Raw genomic sequence first — 25,877 nt, forward strand, 5'->3', positions numbered from 1 at the left:
GTAACTAATTCATCATCATACTAAATATAAAAACAACCAAGGCCGGATCGTAGATTTTTCTAAGTTCTCTTAAACCAATCTTCAATCGTGACTTGATGGTACCGAGGGGCATATCCAGGGCCTCGCTGGCTTCCTGTTGGGTCATACCTTGAAAAAACAGTGCTTCCATGACTACCTGGTACTTCTCGTCAAGAGAGGAGAGATGCTTGCGCACGTCCAGGTGGTCGGGATTAACCGCTTCGGTCCCTAAACTATATACGTCAGAAACTTCGATTTGGATTTCCTGATCGCTTTTTAAATTGGCACTCCGCAACTTGTCTATAGCGGTATTGCGTGTAATGCGGAAAATCCAGGTGAATAATTTGGATTTCTTCTCATTGTAGGTGTCTATTTTCTTCCAGATCTTCATCAGGCTAAGCTGCACGACATCCTTGGCCAGGTCTTCGTCTTTGGTGATTTTGTTCGCCACTCCGAAAAGGGCATCGCCATAATGATCAAAGAGCAATTCCATGCCTTTTTCATCTTTCTCCCTGAGGAGGCTTATGATATTTTGTTCAAGCAATTTGCTCATCAGAATTGTATTTAGGTAAAAATGGGGTTCTGAATCTTGTGCTAAATAACGAAATAAAAGCGCATTAGCGTACCTGCAAAGGTATCAATTATATGTTATCTGTTGATTGTCAGCAGGGTAGGGGTTCAGTTTTTCTCTTCCTTTCTAGAAGATATTGACCTCTGCTTCAATGGTAATGCCGAATTTGTTCCTGACCTGATCCTGAATGTAGCAGGACAGGTCGTAGAGCTCAGCTCCTGTAGCATTGCCATAGTTGACCAGCACGAGGGCCTGATTTTTATGTACTCCTGCATCGCCTTTCCGATAGCCTTTTAAACCGCATTGCTCAATAAGCCAGCCTGCAGGAACCTTGATAAGGCCTGTACCTGCAGGGTAGTGTGGCATTTCAGGATAATCTGCCTGCAGTTGTCGGAAGCGCGATTCGCCGATCACAGGATTTTTAAAAAAACTACCGCTGTTTCCAAGTTTGGCCGGATCGGGTAGTTTACTTTCTCTGATGGCGATCACCGCTTTGGAAATCTCGCGGATGCCCGGCTTGGCAATGCCTGCTTTCTCCAGTTCGGAGGAGATGGCTCCGTATCCGGTATGGAGTAGGTGGTGGGTCGTGGTGAGTTCAAATGTAACCGAGGTAATTACGTATTGATCCTTGAGGTGCCTTTTGAATACAGAATCCCTGTAACCGAAGGCACAATCCTCCAGGTAGAAAGTTTTTAGATGACCTGTGCTGATTTCCATAGCCTCACAGCTGTGAAAAACATCCTTTAACTCCACCCCGTAGGCGCCAATGTTCTGTACCGGAGCCGTACCGGTATTTCCGGGGATCAGGGAGAGATTTTCCACACCTCCAAGATCATGGGCTATGGCCCATTGAACGAATTGATGCCAGTTCTCGCCGGCTCCAACCTTTACCAGGGCGTATTGATCGTTCTTCTCGGTAATTTCAATCCCCTTCAGGCCGATATGGATCACCAGGGCTTCAATGTTCCGGGTAAGAAGCATATTGCTGCCACCACCCAGAATGAATTTTCGGGGTATATCGGCAAGCAGGGCTTTTCTCAATTCGTCTGCGGTGGTCACCGAGACGAATTGGGAAGCCCTGACATCAATGCCGAATGTGTTGTAGGGTTTTAACGATATGTTTTTGGAATATCCTTTATCCATGGTATGCTTTAAGCCCCTCTTTCAGGATGCTCACTGCCTTCAGGAGGTTTTCCTTTTTAAGGACATAGGCTATTCTTACCTGGTTCTTTCCTATTCCCGGAGTGGAATAGAATCCTGCAGCAGGAGCCACCATAACGGTCTCTCCGTCTACCTGGAAGTCCTCAAGCAGCCACTGCGCAAATTTATCCGCATCTTCAATAGGGAGTTCTGCGATACAGTAAAAAGCTCCCTGGGGTTTGGCAACCTTAACTCCTTCAATGGCCGAGAGTTCTTTGATCACAAGGTCGCGGCGCTCCACATATTCGCTGATCACTTCATCAAAGTAGCTCTGGGGAGTCTCCAGGGCTGCTTCACTGGCCAACTGGGCGAAGGTTGGGGGAGAAAGGCGGGCCTGAGCAAATTTCAGGGCAGTAGCCTTCACCTGCCTGTTCCTGGAGATCATGCATCCGATGCGTGCCCCGCACATGCTGTATCTCTTGGAAACCGAGTCCACAACGATGGCGTGGTCATTGAGGTCTTCCCTTTCAAGTATAGAGACATGATCCTTGCCGTCATAGGTGAATTCGCGATAGACTTCATCGGCAATAAGGAAGAGGTCGTGTTTTTTAACAATAGCGGCCAGCTTTTCAATTTCTTCTCTGGAATACAAGTATCCCGTAGGATTCCCCGGATTACAGATCAGAATAGCTTTGGTTTTTGGAGAGATGAGCTTTTCAAACTCTTCAATAGGAGGTAGCGCAAAGTTATTTTCGATCTTGGATACCACTGGCACCACATTTACCCCTGAGGCCGTGGCAAACCCGTTGTAATTGGCGTAAAAGGGCTCAGGAATGATGACTTCATCACCGGTGTCACAGATGCTCCCCATGGTAAACATAAGGGCCTCTGACCCCCCTGTGGTGATAATGATCTCCTGTGGCTGTACATTCAGTCCCCGGGCGTTGTAATATTCGGCCAGTTTGGTTCTGTACGATTCAGAACCCTCACTGTGGCTGTAGGCCAGGATCTCGATGTCATTGTTCCTGATCGCATCCAATGCCACCTGTGGCGTCTTGATATCCGGTTGTCCGATGTTCAGGTGATAGACATGGGTCCCTCTTTTTTTGGCGGCTTCCGCATAGGGAACCAGCTTCCTGATGGGTGATTCGGGCATCGCTTGCCCTTTGGCTGAAATCTTTGGCATATCTCACAATTTAACGGTGGCAAATTTGCGAAATATATTTTAAAAAACAGGCCGACTGTCACCCGAAATATACCCCGGTTAAAGAATGTTAAAAGACTGGTGTTAAATGCCTGAAATTATTAACTTTAAGAGAATTCATCAATCTAATCACTTCAATTTTGAAATATGTCGTATTCATATGGGCATTTTTTGCACTTGCCTTGGTTCCGCTCCGGGCTCAGAACGGATACCATCTGAAGGCCGGTAAAGACTATGAAACCATCCGTTTTAAGTTTATCAACAATCTGATCATTCTCCCTATTGAGGTAAATGGGGTCGAATTGTCCTTTATTCTGGATACCGGAGTGAGTAAGCCCATACTGTTCAATCTCACCGGGGAAGATGCTCCTGAACTCTACAATTACGAAGAAATCGAGCTTAAAGGGCTTGGAGACGGGCAACCGGTTAAGGCGATACGTTCAAGAGGGAATACCTTCCGGATGGATGACCTTTTCAATACGAACCAGGAGCTGTATATGATTACAGACAGCAATATTAATTTTTCTCCAAGATTGGGTTTTCCCGTACATGGCATCATAGGATATGACCTTTTGAAAAATTTTATTGTGGAAGTGAAATACAATCGCAAAAAAATTCGATTTCACGATCCTGAGAGCTATACCTATAAACGTTGCGGGAAATGCGAAACCTACCGCCTCGATATTGTGGGTAACAAGCCGTTTATGAATGCCAGGGTAGCCTTTGGGGAAAATGAGACCAGGCCGGTCTATCTGCTGGTGGATAGCGGAAGCACAGATGCTGTGTGGCTGTTTGAAGATGAGGATCAGGGGATAGAAGTCCCGGAAAAGCATTTCGATGATTATATGGGCCGGGGGCTCAGCGGGGATGTTTACGGGAAACGATCTAAACTGAAAAGTTTTAACATTGGTAATTTTGAACTGGAAGATGCAAAAGTCGCTTTTCCGGATTCCAGTTCGGTGCGGAATATCACTTTTAAAGGCGCGCGAAACGGAAGCCTGGGATCCGAGATTCTCAAACGGTTCAACCTGATTATTGATTATCCTTATGAACGGATCACCCTGGCTAAGAACGGGAACTTCCGGGCGCCGTTTCATTACAATATGAGTGGAATTGAACTGGAACATAACGGATTCAGGGTAGTGGCCGAATCCAGCGCCGCAGACCTTGGGAGTATATTCTAGCAAACCGCCGACGATGCGTCCGGAGGAATAACCTTCAGTACCCGTCGTGCCCTTTCACTCGAATTAAAACCAGCCCTGGAGATTGCAACCCTCAGGGAAGACAGCCCTGCCAAGGAGGTTGGACTCCAGGAAGGAGATGTGATTCTCAGTGTTAACGGCAAAGCTACGCACCGTTACAATATTCAGGAGGTAAAGGAAATGCTCAATCAAAAGCCTGGAAAAACTCTTCACTTGGTGGTAGACAGGAACGGGTCGCAACTTAAGTTCGCCTTTAAGCTTAAAAAGGTGTTGTAATTCATCTCCGGTCAAAGTGCTTGCCAGGTGATATTTATCATGAATTTTTATCGGTTATTCGACTAAATTCCATGCATATTTCGCGATCATGGGAATAAAAATCGTACGAAAGATAGACTCTGTTGATGAGCGGAGGTTGTATAACGAGCACCTGCTGGCCGATATTCGGGCCCTGGAGATCATGTGCCGGGAAGGACTTATCGAAGAAGGGATTGCCCGAATTGGGGCCGAGCAGGAGTTGTGCCTTATCGATCGCAATTGGTATCCGGCTCCCATGGCCATGGAACTTCTTGAGCTGGCAGCAGAAGAAAGGTTTACCACAGAAATCACCAGGTATAATCTGGAGATCAACCTTGACCCCCTCCAACTTGGGGGGCATTGCTTTCGCTCTGTGTACAATCAGTTGAAAAGCGACCTGCACCTGCTTGAGCAAAAAGGGGCAGCGCTCGGGGTTCGAACCGTGTTAACCGGCATTCTACCAACCATAGGTCTTAAACATCTCCGGGCAGAGTATATGGCCCCAGTAGACCGGTATTACGCCCTGAATAATCTTATGAGAGAATTAAGGGGCAGGGAGTTTGACCTGCACATTAAAGGGGTCGATGAGGTGTCGCTAAAACATGATTCAGTGCTCTTTGAAGGGTGTAATACCAGCTTTCAGAGTCATTTGCAAATTGGGGCCGATGATTTTATTAAAAGTTATAACTGGGCTCAAATGATCTCCGGACCGGTATTGAGTATTTGTGCCAACTCTCCCCTGTTACTCGGGAAAGAACTGTGGGATGAAACCCGGATTGCTCTTTTTTCTCAAAGTATCGATACCCGGGCGAGTTCTTTCCAGCTCAATGAAAGAGAGTCAAGGGTGAGTTTTGGGGATCAATGGGCGCCTTCTAACGTGGCTGATCTCTTCAAGCAGGAAGTGCTGCGATTTCGGAGTCTGCTGACTTCAGATTTTCAGGAGCCTAGCGACGATATTCTGGCCAGGGGAGAAGTTCCTGGACTTAAGGCGCTGGGATTGCATAACGGAACGATCTACCGGTGGAACAGGGCCTGTTACGGGGTGACTAATGGGAAGCCGCATCTTCGCATTGAAAATCGCTATATCCCTGCAGGGCCAACCCTCACCGACGAGGTGGCGAATATGGCGTTCTGGGTGGGGCTTATGAAAGGGAGGCCAGGGGCCTATGATAACCTGCATTCAACACATGATTTTAAGGATGTAAAAAATAACTTTCTTATGGCTGCCCGTTATGGGATGGGAGCCGGGTTCTATTGGGGGGGTGAGCTTATCCCTGCCGACCGATTACTGAAGGAAGAACTGCTTCCGATTGCCTATCGCGGACTTCTGGATTCCGGAGTCGACAGGGAGGAGGTTTCCTATTTTCTGGGTGTTATTGAAAACCGTATTGACCATCAGAACGCGAGCCGATGGATGAGAAAGAGCTTTAGGGCCTTGCGAACCCAGATGAAGAAAACAGATGCCTGCAGGGCGCTTACTGCAGCAATTTATACCTACCAGCAAAGGGAGATTCCCGTTTCTGCATGGCGTGTTCTTAAAGAAGATGTTGATATCCGGCTGGAATCGGATAAATGTGTTCACCAGTATATGAACCGCAATGTAGAAACTGCAAGGGTGGATGACAATGCCGGATTTATAGGGCAACTCATGCTCTGGCGGGGTATTCATCATATGCCTGTTATTGATGAAAAAGGCCTGTTGAAGGGAATTGTAACTTCCACAGATCTGGAGAAAAGGAGCGAAGACCTCAAAGAGCTTACCGTGGCTGAGATCATGAATAAGGTGGTGATAACCATTGCCCCGGACCAGAATATTCTTGAAGCCAGGGAGATGCTTTCCAGGCATAAAATAGGAAGTTTGCCAGTTGTGCAGGATGAATACCTGATAGGAATAATAACAAAGAATGATGTCTGATACCCCATCTTCCAGGAAAAGAACAGAAATTGATGTAAGCAGGATACTCTTCGAGCATTATGCAGGTACCGAGGCCCCTTGCGTAGTTGTTTTCTGCGGTATTCATGGAAATGAAAAGGCCGGAATAAAGGCTGTGCAGCGCATGATGCCTTTTCTGAAAAAGGGTATGCTCAAAGGGTCACTCTACGTTTTAACAGGTAATATCCCTGCACTGATCAACGATCAGCGCTTTATTGATATGGACCTGAACCGGGTGTGGTCAAGGAACATGACTTCCCTAAACGCGGCGAAGCAAAAGCGGATTTCGGAAAACCGGGACCGCAAGGAAATCCTGGGTATCATATCCGATATCCGAAAGCAGGTCCTGGGTCCGCTGTATTTTATCGATGTGCATACCACCTCTGCTGCTTCCATTCCTTTTATAACCATCGATGATGCCCTCATCAACAGGAGATTTACCAAGGTGTTTCCGGTGCCGGTGGTTTTGGGTATCGAGGAATACCTTCATGGGGCACTTCTGAGTTTTATCAATCAGATGGGGTTTGTGAGCCTCGGCTTCGAGGCCGGTAGGCATGATGATGAACAGGCCGTTTGCAATGCGGAGAGCTTTTTATACCTCGTTCTTGACGTTGCGAAGATCGCTGTTTTGGAGGAGCGCACTCTTGCCCTGCATAAAGAACGCCTGCAGCGCTTAACCCTGGGGCGCAGGCATTTTTATGAGGTCATTTACCGCTATGGTATTCAGGAGGGAGAACAATTCACCATGCGTCCGGGGTTCCGTAATTTTCAGCCGGTGAAAAAAGGCCGGGAATTGGCAGAAAGCAATGGAAAGGTGATCAGAGCAGGAAAGGACAGGGTTATATTTATGCCTTTGTATCAGCAACAAGGAGAAGATGGTTTTTTCTTTGTGCGCAGAATTCCATCCTGGGTATTAGGTCTCTCGGCGCTGTTCCGGTTATTGCGTCTGGATGCAGTGCTTGCATGGTTGCCAGGGGTTTCCTGGATCGATGGGGAGAAACAGGGGCTCAGAGTTGATCTTAAAACAGCGAGCTTCATGGCTAAGTCTGTGTTTCATTTTCTGGGATACCGGGAAGTGGTGGAAGATGAGGACCATTTGCTGGTCTATAACCGGGAACGCATTGCAAGAAAAGAACGCTACCCCCTTCGATATTCACGTCCCTGAAAGAAGTCATTTTTTAATTGCGGGATGGTCCTTTGTCATTATCTTTTTTAAACGGCTTGTACCGCCCCGGGCGCTGTATATAAGAAATGAATTTTTCATTGAAAAAAGAAGTAAAAGCGCGGAAGGAGAATCCATAAAAAAAGGCCTGATTACTCAGGCCTTTAAAATTTTACATTGAAATGGCTTATTTGCCAGAGTCAGGCAATACCTGGCCCTTGATCTTAAGTGGCACTTTCGGGGTGTCGGCATTCGATGTAACCATAATGGTCTTTCTGATGTGTCCTACCCTTTGAGTGTCATATTTTACCTCGATCTGCCCTGTTTGTCCGGGCATAACGGGTTCTTCCGGTTTCTTTGGAATGGTGCATCCGCAGGATGAAGTTACTTTAGAAATAATAAGAGGTGCATTTCCTGTATTGGTGAATTCGAAAACACGAACTCCATCGCTGCCACGAGCGATCTCACCGTAATCGATAACATCGCTTTTGAATTCGATCTTGGCTACTTTTTCCTGTGCTGAAACACCGAGGCAGGTGAATCCCACAAATAAAAGCATTAGTAATTTTTTCATCATTATAAGATTTAAGTGAAAGGTAAATGTAATTGATTTTGTACAGTCTTCAAAATTTAATCTTTTCTTTTAAAATCCTGTTCTTATGGCTACTTTTGCAACTTTAATGCCAAAACTGAGTTTCTCAAGATGAATATTCCTTCTAAATACGAGGCCAATACCATTGAAGGTAAATGGTATGATTACTGGATGCAGAACCGTTACTTTCGTTCGGTTCCCGATGGGAGAGATCCTTATACGATCGTAATTCCTCCGCCAAACGTTACCGGGGTGTTGCATATGGGACATATGCTTAACAATACCATACAGGATGTTCTCATCAGAAGGGCTCGTTTAAAAGGGTTTAACGCTTGCTGGGTGCCGGGCACCGATCATGCTTCCATAGCAACAGAGGCAAAGGTAGTGGCCAAACTCAAGGCCCGGGGCATTGAAAAAAGTGATCTTAGCAGGGAGGAGTTCCTGGAGCATGCCTGGGAATGGACAGAAGAGTATGGGGGGGTGATCCTGGAGCAGCTTAAAAAACTGGGGTGTTCCTGTGATTGGGACCGAACCAAATTCACCATGGATGACGATATGTCGGCCTCGGTGATCCGGGTTTTCGTGGATCTTTACAATAAAGGCCTGATCTATAAAGGACACCGGATGGTGAACTGGGATCCTGAGGCGAAAACCACCCTTTCTGATGAGGAGGTCATCTATGAGGAGCGTCAGGGCTTGTTGTATTACCTGGAGTATCCTATTGAAGGAAGTGACGAAAAGGTGACCATTGCCACCACCCGTCCTGAGACCATTCTCGGAGATACTGCCATTTGTATTAACCCTGAGGATGAGCGTTACCGTCACCTTAAAGGGAAGAAAGCTATAGTGCCGCTGGCAAACAGGGCGATACCGATCATCGAAGATGAATATGTGGATGTGGAGTTTGGTACCGGGTGCCTGAAGGTAACTCCTGCACACGATGAGAACGATAAAATGCTTGGGGACAAGCACGGCCTGGAGGTTGTCGATATTTTTAACGATGATGCCACGCTGAATGCCCACGGCCTGCATTATGAAGGTTTAGACCGTTTTGCCGTGCGTAAGGCCATCTCCAAAGAACTGGAGGAAAAGGGATACCTGGTTAAAACAGAAAATCATATTAATAAAGTAGGGACCTCCGAGCGGACCAAAGCGGTCATCGAGCCGAGGTTGTCTGATCAGTGGTTCCTGAAAATGGAAGAGTTGGTAAAGCCTGCTATAAAGGCGGTGCTGGAAGATGAAGAGATCAAACTCTTTCCAAAGAAATTTGAAAACACTTACAGGCACTGGATGGAAAACATCCGCGACTGGAATATATCCAGACAGCTGTGGTGGGGGCACCAGATCCCTGCATGGTATTACGGAGAAGGGAAAGAAGATTTTGTAGTTGCAGAACATGAGGAGGAGGCACTTGAGAAGGCCCGGAAGATAACTGGAAATGAACATCTTTCTGCTGCCGATCTTAAACAGGAGGAAGATTCCCTGGATACCTGGTTCTCAGCCTGGTTATGGCCGATGAGTGTCTTCGGAGGTATTCTTGAGCCTGAAAATGAAGAGATAAAGTATTACTATCCGACCAACGACCTGGTTACCGGTCCGGACATCCTGTTCTTCTGGGTGGCCAGGATGATCATTGCCGGATATGAATTCAGGGGGGAGAAGCCTTTTACTAATATCTATCTCACCGGGTTGGTAAGGGACAAGCAAAGGCGTAAGATGTCTAAATCCCTCGGGAACTCTCCGGATGCCCTCGGACTCATTAAGGAGTATGGTGCAGACGGAGTTCGGGTAGGGCTTTTACTGAGTTCGGCGGCAGGTAATGACCTGTTGTTCGATGAGGCACTCTGCCAGCAGGGGAAGGGATTTGCCAATAAGATCTGGAATGCCTTCCGTTTGGTTAAGAGCTGGGAGGTTAACGATGCCCTTGAGCAACCGGAGGCTGCAGAAAGAGCCATAGCCTGGTATAAAAGTAAATTCAGCCTGACGCTTAAGAATATTGAGGATCAGTTCGACAAGTACAGGATATCTGATGCCCTGATGGCGACCTACAAGCTTATCTGGGATGATTTCTGTTCCTGGCTTCTTGAAATGGTGAAGCCTGCATATCAGCAGCCAATAGATATTAAAACTTTTAATGAGGTCATTGCCTTGTTCGAGGATAACCTTAAAGTGCTTCATCCCTTTATGCCTTTTCTCACGGAGGAGATCTGGCAGCATATGAAGGTGAGAACTCCGGAAGAGGCGCTTATTATTTCTCCATGGCCGGAGGCTGAAGCCGGTGACGAAAAGCTTATTGCTGATTTCGAATTGGCAGCAGAAGTAATTTCCGGAATACGAACCATCCGAAAGGAAAAGAATATAGCCTTTAAAAATGCGATCGATCTTAAGGTGCTGAATAACGAGAATGCCGGAAAGGCTCTCGATGCCATCATTCGCAAGCTTGGGAATGTAGATGCGCTTACCTATACAGATGAAAAACCGGAAGGGGCATTATCCTTCAGGGTGCGTTCCAATGAGTATTTTATACCGGTAACAGGAGCGGTGAATGTAGAGGAAGAGATCGAAAAGCTGGAAGAGGAATTAAAGTATACCGAAGGGTTCCTCAAGAGCGTACAGAAGAAACTTTCTAATGAGCGATTTGTAAATAACGCCCCGGATCAGGTGGTGGCTATGGAGAAGAAAAAAGAGGCCGATGCCCTTGCCAAGATAGAGACGATAAAGGAGAGTCTTGCCTCCTTAAAATAGTATCCCAAACCTGCGATCCGGCAGGTTAGTTCAAATAAAAAACCCACTTTAAGAAAGTGGGTTTTTTATTTTGTTTCCGGATGATCGGGATAGGTGTCGCTAAAATAAGTTTGCACCAGCTCAATGTATAGTTGCTTTGCCTTTTTTTCGCTGATCTGGCCCGCCTGGAACAGGGCATTGGTCTTGAAGGCATTAATGATGGCGCGCCTGCTTCCCGGTGGCGCCTCGCTCCGGGTGGCTTTTTTATAATAGGCGTAAAGGCGTAACAAGAGATCGGCAGGCAGCGGATCGTGATAATTGTTCATGAATTCCACCGCTTGTTCAAATTCCTTGTCAAGCTCCTTCTTTTTCATTCTTATTTACTTGCGATGATATCAATTCCGCCCTTTACTTTTTGATTAAGGCTTACATGGATCTCGGCATCGAGTGGCAGAAACAGGTCTACCCGGGAGCCGAACTTAATAAACCCGGCATCCTCTCCTTGTATAACTTGCATGCCTTCCTTTGCATAGTTTACGATACGCTTAGCCAGCGCTCCTGCGATCTGCCGGTAAAGTACTTCTCCAAAATGCGGATTCTCTACCACTATGGTTGTGCGTTCGTTTTCTTCGGAAGCCTTTGGGTGCCATGCCACCAGGTATTTTCCGGGGTGGTATTTGCTGAAATTCACCGTTCCTCCAATGGCATAGCGGGTGACGTGAACATTAACCGGCGACATAAATATGGATACCTGCATGCGCTGGTCCTTAAAATATTCCTTTTCATAAACCTCTTCGATAACCACGACCTTTCCGTCTACCGGAGCGATCACGTGGGTGTCATTAAGGGTGGCTATCCGCTTTGGGTTGCGGAAAAACTGGAGGATGGTAATCAGCAGGATCAGGAAAACTACCTGGACTGTTTTCTGTAGCCAGGGTGTGGGAATATAGAACTGTGCAAGCAGAATTCCAGCAATAACCACAAATAGCGTGGCAATGATGATTTTATATCCTTCCTTATGAAACATAGTCGAAAATTTGAAGGGTTAAATAGGCGAAAGGGGCTGCGAATACCAGGCTGTCCAATCGGTCCAGCAATCCCCCGTGTCCCGGCAGGATGGCACCGCTGTCTTTTACTCCGGCCATTCGCTTAAACTTTGACTCCACAAGGTCGCCAAGGGTTCCGGCAATAACTACCACTACCGCCAGGATGGCCCATTGAAGCAAAGTTAATTCATTACTGTATAGGTATAAAAAATACGAAGCAATTATTGCAAAAATAAATCCGCCCAAAAAGCCTTCTATGGTTTTCTTAGGAGATACCCGCTCGAATAGCTTGTGTTTCCCGAAACTGCGCCCAACCAGGTAGGCAAAAGAGTCGTTTACCCAGATCAGGATGAAAATACCGATGATCAGGGATTTTGTGAAATATCCTTTGGTATAGGGAATCATGGTGAGAAAGATACATCCGCCCCCGATATACAGGAGGGAGATCATGAATTTCTGAGCATTGGAGTAACTGGGCCGATCGGTGGAATACAGCTTTTTGATCATGATCAGGTCAACAATGAGGGTTGCCGTTAGCAGGATTCCGCTAATGAGGATCCTTCTTTCCAGTCCGGCGAGAAGATAGATATGAAACCACCACAAGAGCAGGAAGGCAATGAAAATGTAATAGCCCTGAAGTCTGATGATCTTTTTAAACTCATATAAACAGATTATTCCAAAGATCATGAAGAGAAAATCGAAGGCATCATCACTTAAAAAAACTGCGGCTAACAGTAGCAGAATGTATAAAACACCTGTAATGGTGCGCTTGAGGAGTTCTCGCATCTTATAAATCTTCCAATAAGAGCAAATATAAGTTTTTTGATGTACTCCCGTAAGACAGAAAATCTTTTTCTTCCTGGTTATTGAAATGTTTAATGGTAGTGATGTTGGTAGGGATCTGCGCCTTATTCTTTGACTTTATCCCGTGTAACCCTTCTCCTAGGTTGTCAATCAGCTGACTGGTAGTGGCAAAAACAATGAAGTTGTCGGGCAGGTCGTGCAGTTTACTTTCCTTGATCTGGTTGGAGCTGATCAGGATAGAGCCGTTGTCGGCTACGAGGTTCTCACAGCGGGTGAGAAGCAGGGTGGTTCCGTAACAGTGTTTTCTGCTGGATATATTGAACGTCCTGAATCTGGATGCCAGGGTATCATCTATACAACAAACATCAGCCGGAGACCAGGAATTCTCAGCGAGAATATTGTGGAAGCATTCCATGATTTCCTGCATGGAATCACAATACAGGAATTTGCCTCCGTTCTTCTTAAAATTTATGGTGAATTTCTCATCGGTTGGTAGTTGGATCTCAGGCATGAACTTACCACGCTCCCCGGCAACGGTAGTGTCCTTTTTTTTATTTTCCTTAGATCCAAAAAGTCGTTTAAGAAAGTTCATTATAAATATTAGGGGAATGCAGGTTTAGCAATTATCATTTATAAAATTAAAAAATATAGGTCTATAACGTATAAAAAGAGCGCAAATTTTGTATTTACGCTCTTTTTTGTGTTACTCCTTTTCTTGCAGCTCTTCCTCTTTTTTCTCCGAGTCATCCTTTTTTTCAAAAGGTCGCTTCCCGAAAATTCGCTCAAGGTCGTCTTTGAAAATAACCTCCTTTTCCAGAAGGCGATCGGCAAGAGTGGTGAGCTTGTCCTTGTTTTCCTCCAGCAGCTTAATCGCTCGAAGGTATTGTTCTTCTATAATACGGGAGATCTCCTTGTCTATGATCTTCGCTGTTTCTTCACTGTATGGTTTAGAGAAGTTATAGTCTGACTGACCGGTGGAATCGTAGTAGGTGAGATTCCCGATTTGGTCATTGAGGCCATAGATGGTTACCATGGCACGGGCCTGTTTGGTTACCTTCTCCAGGTCACTCAGTGCTCCGGTAGATATTTTATCGAACATAACCTTCTCTGCAGCCCGGCCTCCCATGGTGGCACACATTTCGTCTGCCATTTGTTCGGGACGCACGATGAGTCGTTCCTCCGGCAGGTACCAGGCGGCACCAAGGCTTTGACCGCGCGGCACAATAGTGACCTTTACCAGTGGTGCAGCATGTTCAAGCAGCCAGCTTACTGTGGCGTGACCGGCTTCGTGATAGGCTATGGTTTTCTTTTCGTCGGGAGTAATGATCTTATTTTTTTTCTCCAGTCCTCCAACAATACGGTCTACCGCATCTAGGAAGTCTTGTTTGTCTACAGCGCTTTTACCCTTTCTCGCAGCAATCAGTGCCGCCTCGTTACATACGTTGGCGATGTCTGCCCCGGAGAAACCGGGAGTTTGCTTGGCCAGGAAATCCAGGTCCAGCGATTCAGAGGTTTTTATAGGTCGCAGGTGTACATCAAAGATTTCTTTACGCTCCCTTACGTCTGGCAGGTCTACATAGATCTGCCTGTCAAAACGACCTGCTCGCATCAGGGCCTTGTCCAGGATGTCTGCGCGGTTGGTGGCAGCCAGCACGATCACATTGGTGTTGGTGCCAAATCCGTCCATTTCGGTAAGGAGCTGGTTAAGGGTGTTTTCCCTTTCGTCGTTACTGCCTGTGAAGTTGTTTTTTCCACGGGCCCTTCCGATAGCGTCGATCTCGTCGATAAAGATGATGGCCGGGGATTTGTCTTTGGCTTGTTTGAAGAGGTCTCTTACCCTTGAGGCTCCGACACCTACGAACATTTCAACAAAGTCTGATCCGGAAAGTGAAAAGAAAGGAACCTTTGCTTCTCCAGCCACAGCTTTGGCTAATAGTGTTTTACCGGTTCCTGGAGGGCCTACCAAAAGGGCTCCCTTAGGGATCTTACCTCCAAGGGAGGTATATTTTTCAGGGTTCTTAAGAAAATCGACGATTTCCTGAACCTCTTCTTTTGCACCTTCCAGTCCGGCTACATCTTTAAAGGTCACCTTCATATCGGTCTTTTCATCGAAGAGCCTCGCCTTCGATTTTCCGATGTTGAAGATCTGACCTCCGGCACCGCCGGTGGCACCTCCGGACATTCTGCGCATCAGGAAGATCCAGATCCCAATGATCAGGATAAAGGGCAGAAGGGTGAGTAACAGTTCCCCAAGCATGTTGGATTCCTGGTCGAATCTCACCTCTACAGTGTCCTGCATGCTGTTGCTTTCCAGGGCCGCATTGATGGAATTCTCAAAATTCTGGGCGTCCCCGAACTTTACAGTATACGAGGGCACCTGAGATGCGCTGGGCAGCAGGGTCTGTCCCTGTGCATTCTTGTGAATATCTTTCTTAAGGGCTTCCTCAGTAAGGTAGATCTTGGCGCTTTTTGTATTGGTGATGATCTCAATTTTAGTGATGTCACCTTCTGCAAGATAGCGCTCCATCTTGGCAGGCGTAATTTCCGGAGGGGTAGACCACCCGCTTCCACCGGAAAATAACTGCATCCCAATGATGAAGAGTAATATGATCCCATAGATCCAGTAAGAACTGAACCTGGGTTTTTTCGGATTTGTATTGTTTGTTTCTTTTGCCATTTAAATAAGTGAAGTTAATAGGTTCTAACTCATAGGGACTGCGGTCATCTTTGCGTCGCCCCAAAGACCTTCGATGTCGTAATATTCGCGAATGTTTTTCTGAAATACATGAACTACCACGTTCACATAATCAATAAGTACCCATTCGGCATTGTCGGTACCTTCCACATGCCAGGGTTTGTCTTTGATCGCGCGACTGACTGTTTTTTGGATGGAATTTACGATGGCTTTTACCTGCGTATTTGAAGTTCCGTTGCAGATTACGAAGTAATCGCAAACCGTGTTGTCTAATTCTCTTAAATCTAAAATAGTAACATCCTTTCCTTTAACCTCCTCAATCCCTTTTAAGATATATGTGATCAACTGATCTGCACTACTACTCGTTTTTACCATTAAAAAAAGTTATTTTCACAAAGTTATTATTTTTTTGAATTTTCAACTACCTCCATTAACATAAGATTACCTTTTAATAAATGTAGTATTCCGTATGAATTTAATCAAACTTGATGCCATTGATTCGACCAATACGTATTTAAAACAGTTGGTCGCCCGCATTCAGCCCGCAGATTACACGGTGGTGCTGGCAGATCACCAGACCGGTGGCAGGGGGCAGATGGGGACAGTTTGGGAGGCAGAACCGGGTAAGAACCTCACCTTTAGCCTGTATAAGAAGGTCTTGCAATTGGAAACGGATAGGCAATTTTACATTAGTATGGTCATTTCCCTGGCCGTATATGACGTGTTGCAAAGCTTTTCAATTCCCGGGGTAAAGATTAAATGGCCTAACGACATTTTGTCAGCAAACTATAAGGTCGGGGGGATTCTTATCGAGAATATTCTTCGAAACGGAAGAATTACCGCTGCAATTATTGGAGTAGGCCTCAACCTGAACCAAACCGAATTCAAGGGGTTGGTGAGTGCATCATCCTTGAAAAAGATCACTGGAGCACATTATGTGAGGGAGGAAGTGTTGTATAAGATCACCGATCGGGTACGATATTATGTGCCCTGGGTGGCAAATAAGGAGTTTGAAAAGATCCGTGAATTGTACGAATCCCGGCTCTTCCGGAAAGACAAGCCTTCTACCTTTAAGGATACCGAAGGAAATCTTTTTATGGGCTTTATTAAAGGGGTCGATGAAGACGGACGCCTGAAAGTACTTCTGGAAGACGAGATACTAAAAACCTTTGAATTAAAAGAAATTACCCTGCTGTATTAAAAAAGAAAAGAGTAAAGCGTAAATACTAAAGATTAAGGCGCTTCCGTACCGGACTCCCTTTATAATCTTATTCTACTCTCTACTCTCTACTCTCTATTCTCCCTCTTATCAGAGTTTCGCCATATTATCAGTAAGCGTGTTAATGAAGGAGGTTATCGGTCCTTTGATCATCATCCCCATCATTGGATTAAAGTCGCCGTCGAAAACCAGGGAGGCTTCACTGTTCCCTGATGCGGTTTCATTAATATGGGCTGTCAGGGTAAAGGGAAGCTTATCGCTGGCCGCACCCAGAACGATTTTTTCATACGGATGTTTTTCCTTTACCTTTAGTACGATCTCGGGCATGCCCTGAAGTGCGAAGAGAAATTTCTCTTCTTCCAGCACCTCAAATTTGCTTATATTTTCCGGCATGAGCTTTTCAAAGTTCTTTACATCAACCAGAAAGTTATACAGCTCTTCCTTTGATCGGTTCACCAGTTTTTTAGGAGTGTCTATTGTCATCTTTTCAATTTATTTCCAAGTATCCGGAGCTGTTCTCCAGTCTTGAAGTGTATGTAATTCTTTTTCGCTGATATAATTCGTGGCTACGGCCTGATCCAGAAGATGCTGATAATTACTAAGGGTGTGAAGGGTTATCTCCTGGTCCCTGAAATTGCTGTCGGCCACCTCAAAGCCATAGGTAAAGATCGCAATCATTCCCTTTACATTGACCCCGGCCTCTTTTAGGGCCTTTACCGCATTGAGGCTGCTCTTGCCTGTACTGATAAGATCTTCCACCACTACCACGTTCTTACCCGAATCCAGGTTACCTTCGATCTGATTTCCACGTCCGTGCTTTTTAGGTTCCGGGCGCACGTATACGAAAGGAAGGTTGAGGTATTCTGCCACCAGCATTCCGATTCCAATAGCACCGGTAGCCACTCCGGCGATAGCATCAGGCGTGCCATAGAGCTCCTCTATCTGCCGGGCCATCTGTTCACGGAAGTAATTGCGAATAGGTGGGTAGGATAAAACGATGCGGTTATCGCAATAGATAGGTGATTTCCAGCCTGAAGCCCAAGTAAAAGGATTTTTTGGATTCAACTTTATTGCCTTAATTTGCAACAAAAGTTCTGCTGTTTTTCTAGCGGTATCTTTGTTTAAAATCATGATGCAAATGTATGAAGTTTTTGTAAATGGTCATCGCATTTTTTTGACCTCCAGGCTTGCGAAAGAAACCGATTTTAAGCTGTTTCTCATGGATACCGTTGATATTGCTGAAGTTATAGATCAGCTGGAAAAAGGTAAGATCAAAGCGGCCAGGATCTATCATCCGGAGGAGGCTTCTCTACTCAAAAAGTTCACTAAAAAGGTACCCCTGGTCATCGCCGCAGGAGGACTGGTGCGCAATCCTGAGGGCCAGACCCTTTTTATTTTCAGAAATGGTAAATGGGACCTGCCGAAAGGAAAGGTAGATAAAGGGGAGGCCATACCAGATGCTGCGGTAAGGGAAGTGGAAGAGGAGACCGGGGTAAAAAAACTAAAATTAGATCACTTTCTTAAAAAGACCTACCATATCTTTCGCAGGAACGGGGTATACAAGCTTAAAGAAACCCATTGGTACCTCATGCATTCCAAATATTCCGGAACGCTTTCTCCTCAGTGTGATGAGGGAATAGAAGTGGCTACCTGGCTTGATGAGCAGGAGGTGTCCAAGGCCCTGGAGAATTCTTACGAGAATATTAAGAGTTTTTTTGAACAGGAGGTTATTGCCTCATAACCCGGTATACAGGATACTGCAGGTGGGCTTTTTCATAATTATGAGAATGTTTGTGTAACCAGTCCAGTTGCGCGTACCAGTTTTCCCTGAACTCCTTATCTGAACTGCGTTTTTTCTCAAAGGCTTGGGCAAGCTCAGGGTCGTTATCCAGTATTGCCTTGGCTTTATCCTCCCAGACATAGGGAGAGAATCCTTCCTTTTGCTGGAGAATAGTATCAAAGAAATTCCAGTTGAAGAAAGAATCAGTAGCCTCAGGCTCCAGGGTCTCCAACAGATACCGGATACCTTCCTGCCGGAGTGGGATCAGGTAGTATAGATGAGCTTCAAAGGTTTTGGTAACCACTGATTTTTCCACTGATGTACTGTAATGGGGGTAGTGCCCTTCGTAAGCTGAGGTACGGGTCTTGTATCCTTTGATCTTATAGGACTCTGCTTTCAGGGTCGTATCTTTTTTCAATAATTCCATTTCAATACCATTGAGTCGCAGCAATTCTGTAACCTGGTGCCATCCCACGGGAAGCAGGTAGGCTTCAGGTACGGTCACAGTCGCTGAGGGCTCAAATTCGTCCTGATACCGGACCTCTTTTGTAAACGGTTGGTTCCGGTCATATTTTAACCGGTCAAGCCCGGTCACTTCGCTGGTCGTGATTTCTCCCTTGTAACCCTTAAAGTTGAGGGTCCGCCCCCTGGTGGTATCTAAGGACCAGGAGATCGGATAGTTCTCTGTTGTCATAAGGGATTCCAATCGCTGCCTCCTTACTTTTTTGATGGTCTCGTGTTGCTCTTCCGCGATGGCCAGCATGGCTTTCATGAGTTCATAAGTGCCTTCTACCCTTGGCTTATACGGTTTAAGCATATGGGTTTCCACCATCATTCCCAGGGTGTTCCATAAAGTGGTGTATCCGGTGGAATACCTGGGAGAATCAAAAAACTGGCTGAACCCTTTTTCAGGAACTTCGTTAAACACGTTCACATAGGGGGTAATATCCCATTTGGCATCCGCCAGCTTTTTCTCCAGTTCCGGGCGCAGGGTATTGTGAAGGAACGCTCCAGTACTGCCTCCCAGTTTGTTGTGCTGAGTAAAAAGGTGGGTAAGGGTATACTGGTAATCGGCGCCATTGCTCACATGGTTGTCAATAAAAATATCCGGATGGACCTCGTGGAAAATTTCTGCAAAGGCTCTGGCGTTTTTGGTGTCTGATTTTATAAAATCCCGGTTCAGGTCGTAATTCCTGGCGTTCCCTCTGAAGCCATACGCGACAGGACCGTTTTGGTTGGTGCGACTATGGCTGTTTCGGTTCAGAGCGCCCCCGATATTATATACCGGTATGGTGGCAATGATGGCATTTTCGGGAGCAGTTATTTTGCCTGTGGCCAGATCTCTGAAGAGCATCATCGTGGCATCGATACCATCGGGTTCTCCCGGGTGAATGCCATTATTGATAAGCATTACCAAAGGGGCGGTTGCATCCTCCTTTCGACTAGCTGCATCGTACTTTACAAGATGCAGGGGATAACCGCTGTCGGTGAGGCCTTTTTCTTCCATACTGATTTCTTCAAAGGTATCGGCCAGTAACTGGTAATAGGCGATAACCTCCTGGTAGGTTGGTGTTTCCGTTCCGCCTGAGTTCTCAAATCGGGTGCTTAGGTCAGTGGCCTGGTTTTGAGCCTGAGTCAAAACTGTGATCATCAGAAAAAATAGCGAACAATATGTTTTCAAAGTAATGCGATTTCTGTGGGTTTGGATTCAAAAGTAGCCATTTTAAGACATATGAGAGGGGGTGAAATTCTATAGATTCCTGTCTGTTAAATTGAGGTGTATTGCACACTGTTGGTTTTCAGGGCGGTATCTCCTTGGGGAAATCCTTGTGCATCTAAAAAAATGAAGTAGTTTTGCAGGCTCAAAATTCAGGCATCAATGACAGAGTTTATCAGAAAGCGGGCGGCTAACGCCAAGGATGATATTTTTAGTGGATTAACAGTGGCTCTAGCCCTTATTCCTGAGGCAGTAGCATTTGCCTTTGTGGCGGGAGTTCCGCCCTTGGTGGGACTTTATGCTGCATTCATGATCGGTTTGATCACGTCTGTCTTTGGTGGAAGGCCCGGCATGATCTCGGGAGCTACCGGAGCGCTGGCTGTGGTTATGGTAACCCTTGTAGCGCAGGGAAATGCCATGGGCGCAGAAGGAGAGAACCTGGGGTTGTACTACCTTTTCGCCACCGTGATTCTAATGGGGATCATCCAAATGCTGGCCGGAATCTTTAAGCTGGGAAAATTTGTGAGACTCATTCCGCATCCGGTAATGATGGGGTTTGTTAATGGTCTTGCCATCGTTATATTTCTGTCTCAATTAGGTATGTTTAAACATGTGGTAAACGGAGACCGGGTCTGGATGCAGGGAGCCGACCTTTGGATGATGCTGGGCCTTGTGGGGCTTACCATGCTCATCATGTGGGGGCTGCCTAAGCTCAATAAGAAATTACCGGAGGCTCTTCTCGCTATTCTCGTGGTATCGGCCATCGTGATCTTCGGGAAACTCGATGTGGCTACCGTTGGTTCCTTTATTCGTGACGGAGGAGGAGAAGGACTCAAGGGAGGCCTGCCACAGTTCCAGGCGGATATCTTCAGTAAGGTGCCCATGAACATGGAAACCCTCAGATTTATTGGTCCTTATGCGGTTATTCTGGCAGCTATCGGATTGATAGAATCGCTGATGACCCTGAATCTTGTTGACGAACTTACCGAGACCCGCGGGAACTCCAACCGGGAATGTATGGCCCAGGGAGGAGCGAACATCATCACCGGACTTTTTGGAGGTATGGGTGGTTGTGCCATGATCGGACAGTCTATTATCAACATCAAAGGAGGTGGGCGCACCCGGCTTTCCGGGGTGGTAGCCGCGGTGACACTCTTGTTTTTTATCCTGTTTGCAAGCGGGCTCATTGAACAAGTACCTATTGCCGCTTTGGTAGGGGTGATGTTTATGGTGGTTATCGGAACTTTTGCCTGGAGTAGCTTCAGGATACTCAATAAGATCCCTAAAAGCGATGCTATCGTACTTATCGCGGTTTCCTCGCTTACCGTGTTCTTTGATCTTGCCATAGCCGTTATCGCAGGGGTGATCATTTCTGCCCTGGTTTTTGCCTGGGAAAATGCAAAGCGTATCCGTGCCAGGAAGTACCTTCGTGAGGACGGTACCAAGGTTTATGAGATATGGGGGCCGCTGTTCTTTGGAAGTATTCAGGCCTTTAATAATAAATTTGATGTAAAGAATGATCCTGACCATGTGGAGATCGATTTTATCGAATCCAAGGTGGCCGACCATTCTGCCCTGGAGGCCCTGTTCAACCTGGTTGAAAAATACGAGGCGCTGGGCAAGAAGGTGAGGATAAAACACCTCAGTGAAGAATGTCAGCGATTAATGATCAAGGCTTCACCAAAGTTAGCCCAGGTTATCGAGGAGGATGTGGATGATCCGCGTTACCACGTCATGGCCAATGTCATGAAATAGCAAAATATAAAGGCTGCCCGAAAGGCAGCCTTTTTTGTTTCTAGTAGCTCTTATTCTTTCCAGCGCACGGTATCGGGCACCAGGCCGGTGTAATCCCCTCCGTTTCGAATGACATCTCTTACAATGGAGGAGGAAATGTAGCTTTTTCCCGAAGAGGTCAGCAGAAATACTGTTTCGATCTCGCTGAGCTTACGGTTGGTATGGGCGATGGCCTTTTCGAATTCAAAATCTGCCGGATTTCTCAATCCGCGCAGAATGAATTCTGCATCAACGGCTTTACAAAAATCTACCGTTAATCCCTGGTAGGTCATGACCCTGATCCGCTTTTCATGGGCGAAAGCCTCTTCCACGAATCGTTTGCGTTCCTCGAGAGAAAACATATATTTTTTCTCGGCGTTGATACCTATGGCAATGATGAGTTCATCAAAGAGGGTAACCCCCCGGGTGATGATGTCATAATGTCCAAGAGTGATCGGGTCAAAGGATCCCGGGAATATGGCTCGTCGCATATGTTCAGATCGATTTTTCTTAAAGATAACAAATTTAAAGGCTATCCCCGAAGGGCCTCTTCGATAGCACTTTCAAAAAGATCGCTGAGGCTGATCCCTTCCACCCTGGCTTGTTGAGGGAGAATGCTTTCCCGGGTGAGTCCCGGAACGGTATTTATCTCCAACAGGTGCGGTTCTCCGTTTACGAAAATAAACTCGCTGCGGCTGAAGCCTTTCATCCGGAGAATCCGGTAAACACGCTCTGCCACCTCTTTTACGCGGGCCTCTTCCTCATGGCTGATCCTGGCAGGAGTGATCTCCTGGGATTTTCCTTGGTATTTTGCCTCGTAATCAAAGAAATCATTTTCTGTAACGATCTCTGTTACGGGCATTACTTTAACTTCTCCCCGATAGGTAATAACTCCTACTGAAACTTCTGTGCCTTCCAGAAATGACTCGATCAGGATCTCGTCGTCTTCCCTGAAGGAGACTTCGATAGCCTTGAGCAGATCGTTCTTATCCGATACCTTTGAGATCCCGAAACTGGACCCTGCCTTGTTGGCCTTAACAAAACATGGTAAGCCCACTTTCTCAATGATAGCTTCTGTATCTATAGGGTCTCCCAGGTTGAGGTAATAATACCCGGCGGTTTTGATGCCATAGGATCGCAGTACCGAGAGGCAATCTCTTTTGTTATAGGTAAGGGCAGACTGATACATACCGCAGGATGTTTGCGGAATGCCCAGTAATTCCAGGTAGGCCTGGATGTAACCGTTCTCCCCGGGACTGCCGTGAATGGCATTGAAAATACAGTCAAAGGTGATCTTTTCACCCTCCGCATTCAGGGAAAAATCGGAGCGGTCAATGTCGAGTTCTGTTCCGTCTTCAAGAAATCCGGTCCACTTGTCCTTTAGCAGGTGTAAAGGAAATACCCGGTAGTGCTCCTTATTGAGGGTATCGCAGACCACTTGTCCGCTCTTCAGGGAGATTTGGAATTCTGAAGTGTATCCCCCCATGATCACCCCAATGTTCTTTTTGGTCATATACCGATTTTATGTTTTATTCGTTATTCAAATGTATTATTAATTGCACAATATTTAAAAACCCGATGTACGGTAATTCTCAAAAAATTTGCACCCCTGAGATGGAGCGGGTTTTTATATCTTTGCCAAATAAATTTTATGCATGAACCTATTTAAATTTCTATTTAGTAAGACCTTCTTAAAACAAATTGTAATTGCTGTGATTGTTCTGGTAGCCCTGGCCTTTGGAGTAATGCAGTACCTGAAAAGCACTACCAATCACGGGGAATTTGTACTGGTGCCCGACCTGTCTAAAAAAACCATAAGGGAAGTGAATGATATTCTGGGCGACGCCGGTTTGCGAAGTGTGATCCTGGATTCTACAAACTTTAATCCTGATTACCCCAGGTTTTCGGTTATCGAACAGAATCCCGCCCCCAATAAGCAGGTAAAGCAAGGCAGAAAGATCTACCTGACCCTGAATCCCTCAGGCTACCGAAAGGTGAGTGTGCCCAATGTGATTCAGAAAACAAAAAGAAATGCAGAATCCATGCTCAAGGCCGTTGGCCTGGAGTTGGACCGGATAGAATATATCAATGAGTTAGGTAAGGATATGGTCTATTATGTGGAGTTTGAAGGTAAGCGGATCAATCCCGGAACGCAATTGCCTAAAACCACCAAACTGGTACTGGTGTGTGGAAACGGTAACAAAGAGGGAGTAAAGGTTAATAATTAGATATGGCATTAACAGATCAGACAGACGACCTGAATCAGGATGATGAATTGTATGAACATTACAGTTTTACAGCAGGGAAAGGGCAGGAGCCCTTACGCGTGGACAAATTCCTGATGAATTTCATAGAGAATGCCACCCGTAATAAGATACAGCAGGCCGCAAAGAATGGAAATATCTATGTGAATGGAGAAGCGGTCAAATCGAATTATAAGGTGAAGGCATTTGATGTGGTAAAGGTGCTGTTTGAACATCCTCCCCATGAATACCTCCTGACCCCCGAAGATATCCCCCTGGATATTGTTTATGAGGACGACAGTTTGTTGGTCATCAATAAGCCTGCTGGAATGGTGGTTCACCCCGGTCACGGAAATTATTCAGGGACCCTGATCAATGCGTTGATTTTTCACTTCAACAACCTCCCGATGAACAGTAATGAACGCCCGGGTCTTGTGCATCGTATCGACAAGGATACCAGTGGTTTGCTGGTGGTGGCGAAAACGGAACATGCGCTGAATCATCTCTCCAAACAGTTTTTTGACAAGACCAGCGAACGCGAATATGTGGCTTTGGTTTGGGGCAATATAGAGGAAGAGGAAGGTACGGTCGAAGGACATATCGGCAGGCATCCCAAGAACAGGCTTCAAATGGCCGTTTTTCCTGATGGAGATCAGGGGAAAGAGGCCGTAACCCACTATAAGGTTTTGGAAAGGCTGGGGTACGTTACCCTGGTGTCTTGCAAACTCGAAACCGGGCGTACCCACCAGATCAGGGTACACATGAAATACGCAGGACATACCCTGTTTAATGATGAGCGGTACGGGGGAGAGAAGATTCTAAAGGGAACCACTTTTACCAAGTACAAGCAATTCGTTGAAAATTGTTTTAAGGTACTGCCGCGTCAGGCCTTACATGCTAAAACCCTTGGGTTCGAGCATCCTGAGACCGGCGAATTTATGAGCTTCAGTTCTGAAATTCCGGAAGACATGAGCCAGGCTATTGAAAAGTGGCGCAATTACGCCAAACATCGCGATGCCTGATAGGTAAGCATTATGCCTGAATAGAAAATAGATGTTTTCGTCATTTTTCAGCCCGAAGGGTAAATTGTACTTTTATACTGATGAAGATCAGTGAACTCACTTTATTTACCAAAAACCTGGAACAGCAAAAGCAGTTTTACGGGGGTGTAATGGGCCTTCCATTTCTGGAGGGATCGGCCACCCATGTGAGGTATAAGGCAGGTTGGTCTGATCTGATTTTTTCACAATCAGAGATTTGTAACCCGGTTCATTTTGCCTTCCTTATCCCGGGAAACAGCTTTAAACAGGCCCATGCCTTTCTATCAGAAAGAGTGGACCACCTGCCATATGAAGGACATGACATCATTGATTTCCCCAATTGGAACGCCAAGTCACAGTATTTTTATGATCCCGATCGCAACATAGTGGAGTTCATAGCCCGGAGGGATGTGAAAGGAACCCTGCATGGCGATTTTTCACCTGAGAAGATTACCGGGATTGGAGAAGTCGGATTGCCGGCTTCAGACATGGAGGGCTTATATGAAAAGCTTAATACCCTTGGGCCAATTGCCAAATACAGCGGAGATTTCATGCGATTTGGCTCGGCAGGAGATCCGGAGGGACTTTTTATCCTGGCCAACCCCGATCAGAAAACGTGGTTTCCAACAGGGGACAAGGTTTTGCCGGCGCATCTGAGGGTTAGGGGCGATCTTAACTTTGAATATCACGATCAAGAAATAACCGAAATAAAATAACAGT

The 25,877-nt window shown here is 46.1% G+C and carries 26 protein-coding genes; 11 read left to right on the forward strand and 15 right to left on the reverse strand.

From position 1 onward, the window contains the following. Window positions 1-4: 4 nt before the first annotated feature. The 3 genes from K7R11_RS06850 to K7R11_RS06860 form a co-directional block, all read right to left on the reverse strand. Entirely contained in the window at window positions 5-571 is a 567-nt protein-coding gene (locus K7R11_RS06850) for an RNA polymerase sigma factor (protein WP_224489791.1), read from the reverse strand. A 144-nt stretch (window positions 572-715) separates the two neighbouring features. After that, entirely contained in the window at window positions 716-1,732 is a 1,017-nt protein-coding gene (gene murB, locus K7R11_RS06855; protein ID WP_224489793.1) for a UDP-N-acetylmuramate dehydrogenase, read from the reverse strand. Continuing rightward, window positions 1,725-2,915, reverse strand: coding sequence for a pyridoxal phosphate-dependent aminotransferase (locus tag K7R11_RS06860; protein ID WP_224489795.1), 1,191 nt, complete (start codon window positions 2,913-2,915; stop codon window positions 1,725-1,727). The genes murB and K7R11_RS06860 overlap by 8 nt, the downstream gene beginning before the upstream one ends. Window positions 2,916-3,073: 158 nt before the next feature. Here K7R11_RS06860 and K7R11_RS06865 point away from each other — a divergent pair, with 158 nt between their 5' ends. From K7R11_RS06865 to K7R11_RS06880, 4 genes are all read left to right on the forward strand, one after another. After that, complete coding sequence (locus K7R11_RS06865; protein ID WP_224489800.1) at window positions 3,074-4,117, forward strand: retropepsin-like aspartic protease; 1,044 nt, start codon at window positions 3,074-3,076, stop codon at window positions 4,115-4,117. Between the two features lie 27 nt (window positions 4,118-4,144). Beyond that, on the forward strand, window positions 4,145-4,411 hold the full coding sequence (locus K7R11_RS15125; protein WP_410528196.1) for a PDZ domain-containing protein: 267 nt from the start codon (window positions 4,145-4,147) through the stop codon (window positions 4,409-4,411). An 88-nt stretch (window positions 4,412-4,499) separates the two neighbouring features. Continuing rightward, entirely contained in the window at window positions 4,500-6,344 is a 1,845-nt protein-coding gene (locus tag K7R11_RS06875) for a CBS domain-containing protein (RefSeq protein WP_224489806.1), read from the forward strand. Further along, complete coding sequence (locus K7R11_RS06880; protein WP_224489807.1) at window positions 6,334-7,527, forward strand: M14 family metallopeptidase; 1,194 nt, start codon at window positions 6,334-6,336, stop codon at window positions 7,525-7,527. Before K7R11_RS06875 ends, K7R11_RS06880 begins: the two co-directional genes overlap by 11 nt. 184 nt (window positions 7,528-7,711) lie before the next feature. Here the strand turns inward: K7R11_RS06880 and K7R11_RS06885 are convergent, their stop codons facing one another. Then, entirely contained in the window at window positions 7,712-8,098 is a 387-nt protein-coding gene (locus K7R11_RS06885; protein WP_224489808.1) for a DUF1573 domain-containing protein, read from the reverse strand. Window positions 8,099-8,227: 129 nt separating this feature from the next. On the opposite strand from K7R11_RS06885, the gene K7R11_RS06890 reads away from it, so the two are divergent. Next, window positions 8,228-10,861: a valine--tRNA ligase gene (locus K7R11_RS06890; protein ID WP_224489809.1), complete on the forward strand. Its 2,634-nt coding sequence runs from the start codon at window positions 8,228-8,230 to the stop codon at window positions 10,859-10,861. Window positions 10,862-10,926: 65 nt separating this feature from the next. On the opposite strand, the gene K7R11_RS06895 is transcribed toward K7R11_RS06890, so the two are convergent. The 6 genes from K7R11_RS06895 to rsfS form a co-directional block, all read right to left on the reverse strand. After that, window positions 10,927-11,214, reverse strand: a complete 288-nt coding sequence (locus K7R11_RS06895; protein WP_224489810.1) for an acyl-CoA-binding protein — start codon at window positions 11,212-11,214, stop codon at window positions 10,927-10,929. Window positions 11,215-11,216: 2 nt separating this feature from the next. Further along, on the reverse strand, window positions 11,217-11,867 hold the full coding sequence (locus K7R11_RS06900) for a phosphatidylserine decarboxylase family protein (RefSeq protein ID WP_224489811.1): 651 nt from the start codon (window positions 11,865-11,867) through the stop codon (window positions 11,217-11,219). Next, window positions 11,857-12,672: a phosphatidate cytidylyltransferase gene (locus tag K7R11_RS06905; RefSeq protein WP_224489812.1), complete on the reverse strand. Its 816-nt coding sequence runs from the start codon at window positions 12,670-12,672 to the stop codon at window positions 11,857-11,859. Before K7R11_RS06905 ends, K7R11_RS06900 begins: the two co-directional genes overlap by 11 nt. A gap of 1 nt (window position 12,673) precedes the next feature. Continuing rightward, window positions 12,674-13,282, reverse strand: a complete 609-nt coding sequence (locus K7R11_RS06910; protein ID WP_224489813.1) for an LUD domain-containing protein — start codon at window positions 13,280-13,282, stop codon at window positions 12,674-12,676. Between the two features lie 111 nt (window positions 13,283-13,393). Continuing rightward, window positions 13,394-15,367, reverse strand: a complete 1,974-nt coding sequence (ftsH, locus tag K7R11_RS06915) for an ATP-dependent zinc metalloprotease FtsH (protein WP_224489814.1) — start codon at window positions 15,365-15,367, stop codon at window positions 13,394-13,396. A gap of 24 nt (window positions 15,368-15,391) precedes the next feature. Continuing rightward, the gene (gene rsfS / locus K7R11_RS06920) at window positions 15,392-15,760 is read right to left on the reverse strand and encodes a ribosome silencing factor (protein WP_224489815.1); all 369 of its coding nucleotides are present in this window, start codon (window positions 15,758-15,760) and stop codon (window positions 15,392-15,394) included. Between the two features lie 94 nt (window positions 15,761-15,854). Here rsfS and K7R11_RS06925 point away from each other — a divergent pair, with 94 nt between their 5' ends. After that, window positions 15,855-16,586, forward strand: a complete 732-nt coding sequence (locus tag K7R11_RS06925) for a biotin--[acetyl-CoA-carboxylase] ligase (protein WP_224489816.1) — start codon at window positions 15,855-15,857, stop codon at window positions 16,584-16,586. A 108-nt stretch (window positions 16,587-16,694) separates the two neighbouring features. Here K7R11_RS06925 and K7R11_RS06930 read toward each other — a convergent pair whose 3' ends face one another. Together K7R11_RS06930 and pyrE are read right to left on the reverse strand one after the other, a co-directional pair. Further along, window positions 16,695-17,087: an SRPBCC family protein gene (locus K7R11_RS06930; protein WP_224489817.1), complete on the reverse strand. Its 393-nt coding sequence runs from the start codon at window positions 17,085-17,087 to the stop codon at window positions 16,695-16,697. A gap of 9 nt (window positions 17,088-17,096) precedes the next feature. Next, window positions 17,097-17,735 carry an orotate phosphoribosyltransferase gene (pyrE, locus tag K7R11_RS06935; protein WP_224489818.1) on the reverse strand — a complete coding sequence of 213 codons (639 nt, stop codon included), beginning with the start codon at window positions 17,733-17,735 and terminating at the stop codon, window positions 17,097-17,099. Window positions 17,736-17,742: 7 nt separating this feature from the next. Here pyrE and K7R11_RS06940 point away from each other — a divergent pair, with 7 nt between their 5' ends. Further along, the gene (locus tag K7R11_RS06940) at window positions 17,743-18,345 is read left to right on the forward strand and encodes an NUDIX hydrolase (RefSeq protein ID WP_224489819.1); all 603 of its coding nucleotides are present in this window, start codon (window positions 17,743-17,745) and stop codon (window positions 18,343-18,345) included. On the opposite strand, the gene K7R11_RS06945 is transcribed toward K7R11_RS06940, so the two are convergent. Next, window positions 18,332-20,035 (reverse strand): M14 family metallopeptidase, encoded by a 1,704-nt coding sequence (locus K7R11_RS06945; RefSeq protein ID WP_224490231.1) that lies wholly within the window; start codon window positions 20,033-20,035, stop codon window positions 18,332-18,334. The genes K7R11_RS06940 and K7R11_RS06945 overlap by 14 nt on opposite strands. A 228-nt stretch (window positions 20,036-20,263) precedes the next feature. Here K7R11_RS06945 and K7R11_RS06950 point away from each other — a divergent pair, with 228 nt between their 5' ends. Further along, window positions 20,264-21,856 carry a SulP family inorganic anion transporter gene (locus tag K7R11_RS06950; RefSeq protein ID WP_224489820.1) on the forward strand — a complete coding sequence of 531 codons (1,593 nt, stop codon included), beginning with the start codon at window positions 20,264-20,266 and terminating at the stop codon, window positions 21,854-21,856. 50 nt (window positions 21,857-21,906) lie between these two features. On the opposite strand, the gene coaD is transcribed toward K7R11_RS06950, so the two are convergent. After that, window positions 21,907-22,365 (reverse strand): pantetheine-phosphate adenylyltransferase, encoded by a 459-nt coding sequence (coaD, locus tag K7R11_RS06955; RefSeq protein ID WP_224489821.1) that lies wholly within the window; start codon window positions 22,363-22,365, stop codon window positions 21,907-21,909. Between the two features lie 41 nt (window positions 22,366-22,406). Beyond that, entirely contained in the window at window positions 22,407-23,387 is a 981-nt protein-coding gene (locus K7R11_RS06960) for a D-alanine--D-alanine ligase (RefSeq protein WP_224489822.1), read from the reverse strand. Window positions 23,388-23,529: 142 nt separating this feature from the next. On the opposite strand from K7R11_RS06960, the gene K7R11_RS06965 reads away from it, so the two are divergent. The 3 genes from K7R11_RS06965 to K7R11_RS06975 all read left to right on the forward strand — a co-directional run bounded on the left by K7R11_RS06965 (window position 23,530) and on the right by K7R11_RS06975 (window position 25,873). Further along, entirely contained in the window at window positions 23,530-24,102 is a 573-nt protein-coding gene (locus tag K7R11_RS06965; protein ID WP_224489823.1) for a PASTA domain-containing protein, read from the forward strand. Between the two features lie 2 nt (window positions 24,103-24,104). Next, window positions 24,105-25,139, forward strand: coding sequence for an RluA family pseudouridine synthase (locus tag K7R11_RS06970; protein ID WP_224489824.1), 1,035 nt, complete (start codon window positions 24,105-24,107; stop codon window positions 25,137-25,139). 80 nt (window positions 25,140-25,219) lie between these two features. Continuing rightward, window positions 25,220-25,873, forward strand: coding sequence for a VOC family protein (locus K7R11_RS06975; protein WP_224489825.1), 654 nt, complete (start codon window positions 25,220-25,222; stop codon window positions 25,871-25,873). The last annotated feature ends 4 nt before the right edge of the window (window positions 25,874-25,877 follow it).

Source organism: Robertkochia flava, from assembly GCF_020166515.1.
GTDB lineage: Bacteria > Bacteroidota > Bacteroidia > Flavobacteriales > Flavobacteriaceae > Robertkochia > Robertkochia flava.

Coding starts and splice junctions, on each gene's coding strand:
- K7R11_RS06850 (WP_224489791.1), bottom strand. CDS start 571: ATGAGCAAATTGCTTGAACAAAATATCATAAGCCTCCTCAGGGAGAAA.
- murB (WP_224489793.1), bottom strand. CDS start 1,732: ATGGATAAAGGATATTCCAAAAACATATCGTTAAAACCCTACAACACA.
- K7R11_RS06860 (WP_224489795.1), bottom strand. CDS start 2,915: ATGCCAAAGATTTCAGCCAAAGGGCAAGCGATGCCCGAATCACCCATC.
- K7R11_RS06875 (WP_224489806.1), top strand. CDS start 4,500: ATGGGAATAAAAATCGTACGAAAGATAGACTCTGTTGATGAGCGGAGG.
- K7R11_RS06880 (WP_224489807.1), top strand. CDS start 6,334: ATGATGTCTGATACCCCATCTTCCAGGAAAAGAACAGAAATTGATGTA.
- K7R11_RS06885 (WP_224489808.1), bottom strand. CDS start 8,098: ATGAAAAAATTACTAATGCTTTTATTTGTGGGATTCACCTGCCTCGGT.
- K7R11_RS06890 (WP_224489809.1), top strand. CDS start 8,228: ATGAATATTCCTTCTAAATACGAGGCCAATACCATTGAAGGTAAATGG.
- K7R11_RS06895 (WP_224489810.1), bottom strand. CDS start 11,214: ATGAAAAAGAAGGAGCTTGACAAGGAATTTGAACAAGCGGTGGAATTC.
- K7R11_RS06900 (WP_224489811.1), bottom strand. CDS start 11,867: ATGTTTCATAAGGAAGGATATAAAATCATCATTGCCACGCTATTTGTG.
- K7R11_RS06905 (WP_224489812.1), bottom strand. CDS start 12,672: ATGCGAGAACTCCTCAAGCGCACCATTACAGGTGTTTTATACATTCTG.
- K7R11_RS06910 (WP_224489813.1), bottom strand. CDS start 13,282: ATGAACTTTCTTAAACGACTTTTTGGATCTAAGGAAAATAAAAAAAAG.
- ftsH (WP_224489814.1), bottom strand. CDS start 15,367: ATGGCAAAAGAAACAAACAATACAAATCCGAAAAAACCCAGGTTCAGT.
- rsfS (WP_224489815.1), bottom strand. CDS start 15,760: ATGGTAAAAACGAGTAGTAGTGCAGATCAGTTGATCACATATATCTTA.
- K7R11_RS06925 (WP_224489816.1), top strand. CDS start 15,855: ATGAATTTAATCAAACTTGATGCCATTGATTCGACCAATACGTATTTA.
- K7R11_RS06930 (WP_224489817.1), bottom strand. CDS start 17,087: ATGACAATAGACACTCCTAAAAAACTGGTGAACCGATCAAAGGAAGAG.
- pyrE (WP_224489818.1), bottom strand. CDS start 17,735: ATGATTTTAAACAAAGATACCGCTAGAAAAACAGCAGAACTTTTGTTG.
- K7R11_RS06940 (WP_224489819.1), top strand. CDS start 17,743: ATGTATGAAGTTTTTGTAAATGGTCATCGCATTTTTTTGACCTCCAGG.
- K7R11_RS06945 (WP_224490231.1), bottom strand. CDS start 20,035: ATGATCACAGTTTTGACTCAGGCTCAAAACCAGGCCACTGACCTAAGC.
- K7R11_RS06950 (WP_224489820.1), top strand. CDS start 20,264: ATGACAGAGTTTATCAGAAAGCGGGCGGCTAACGCCAAGGATGATATT.
- coaD (WP_224489821.1), bottom strand. CDS start 22,365: ATGCGACGAGCCATATTCCCGGGATCCTTTGACCCGATCACTCTTGGA.
- K7R11_RS06960 (WP_224489822.1), bottom strand. CDS start 23,387: ATGACCAAAAAGAACATTGGGGTGATCATGGGGGGATACACTTCAGAA.
- K7R11_RS06965 (WP_224489823.1), top strand. CDS start 23,530: ATGAACCTATTTAAATTTCTATTTAGTAAGACCTTCTTAAAACAAATT.
- K7R11_RS06970 (WP_224489824.1), top strand. CDS start 24,105: ATGGCATTAACAGATCAGACAGACGACCTGAATCAGGATGATGAATTG.
- K7R11_RS06975 (WP_224489825.1), top strand. CDS start 25,220: ATGAAGATCAGTGAACTCACTTTATTTACCAAAAACCTGGAACAGCAA.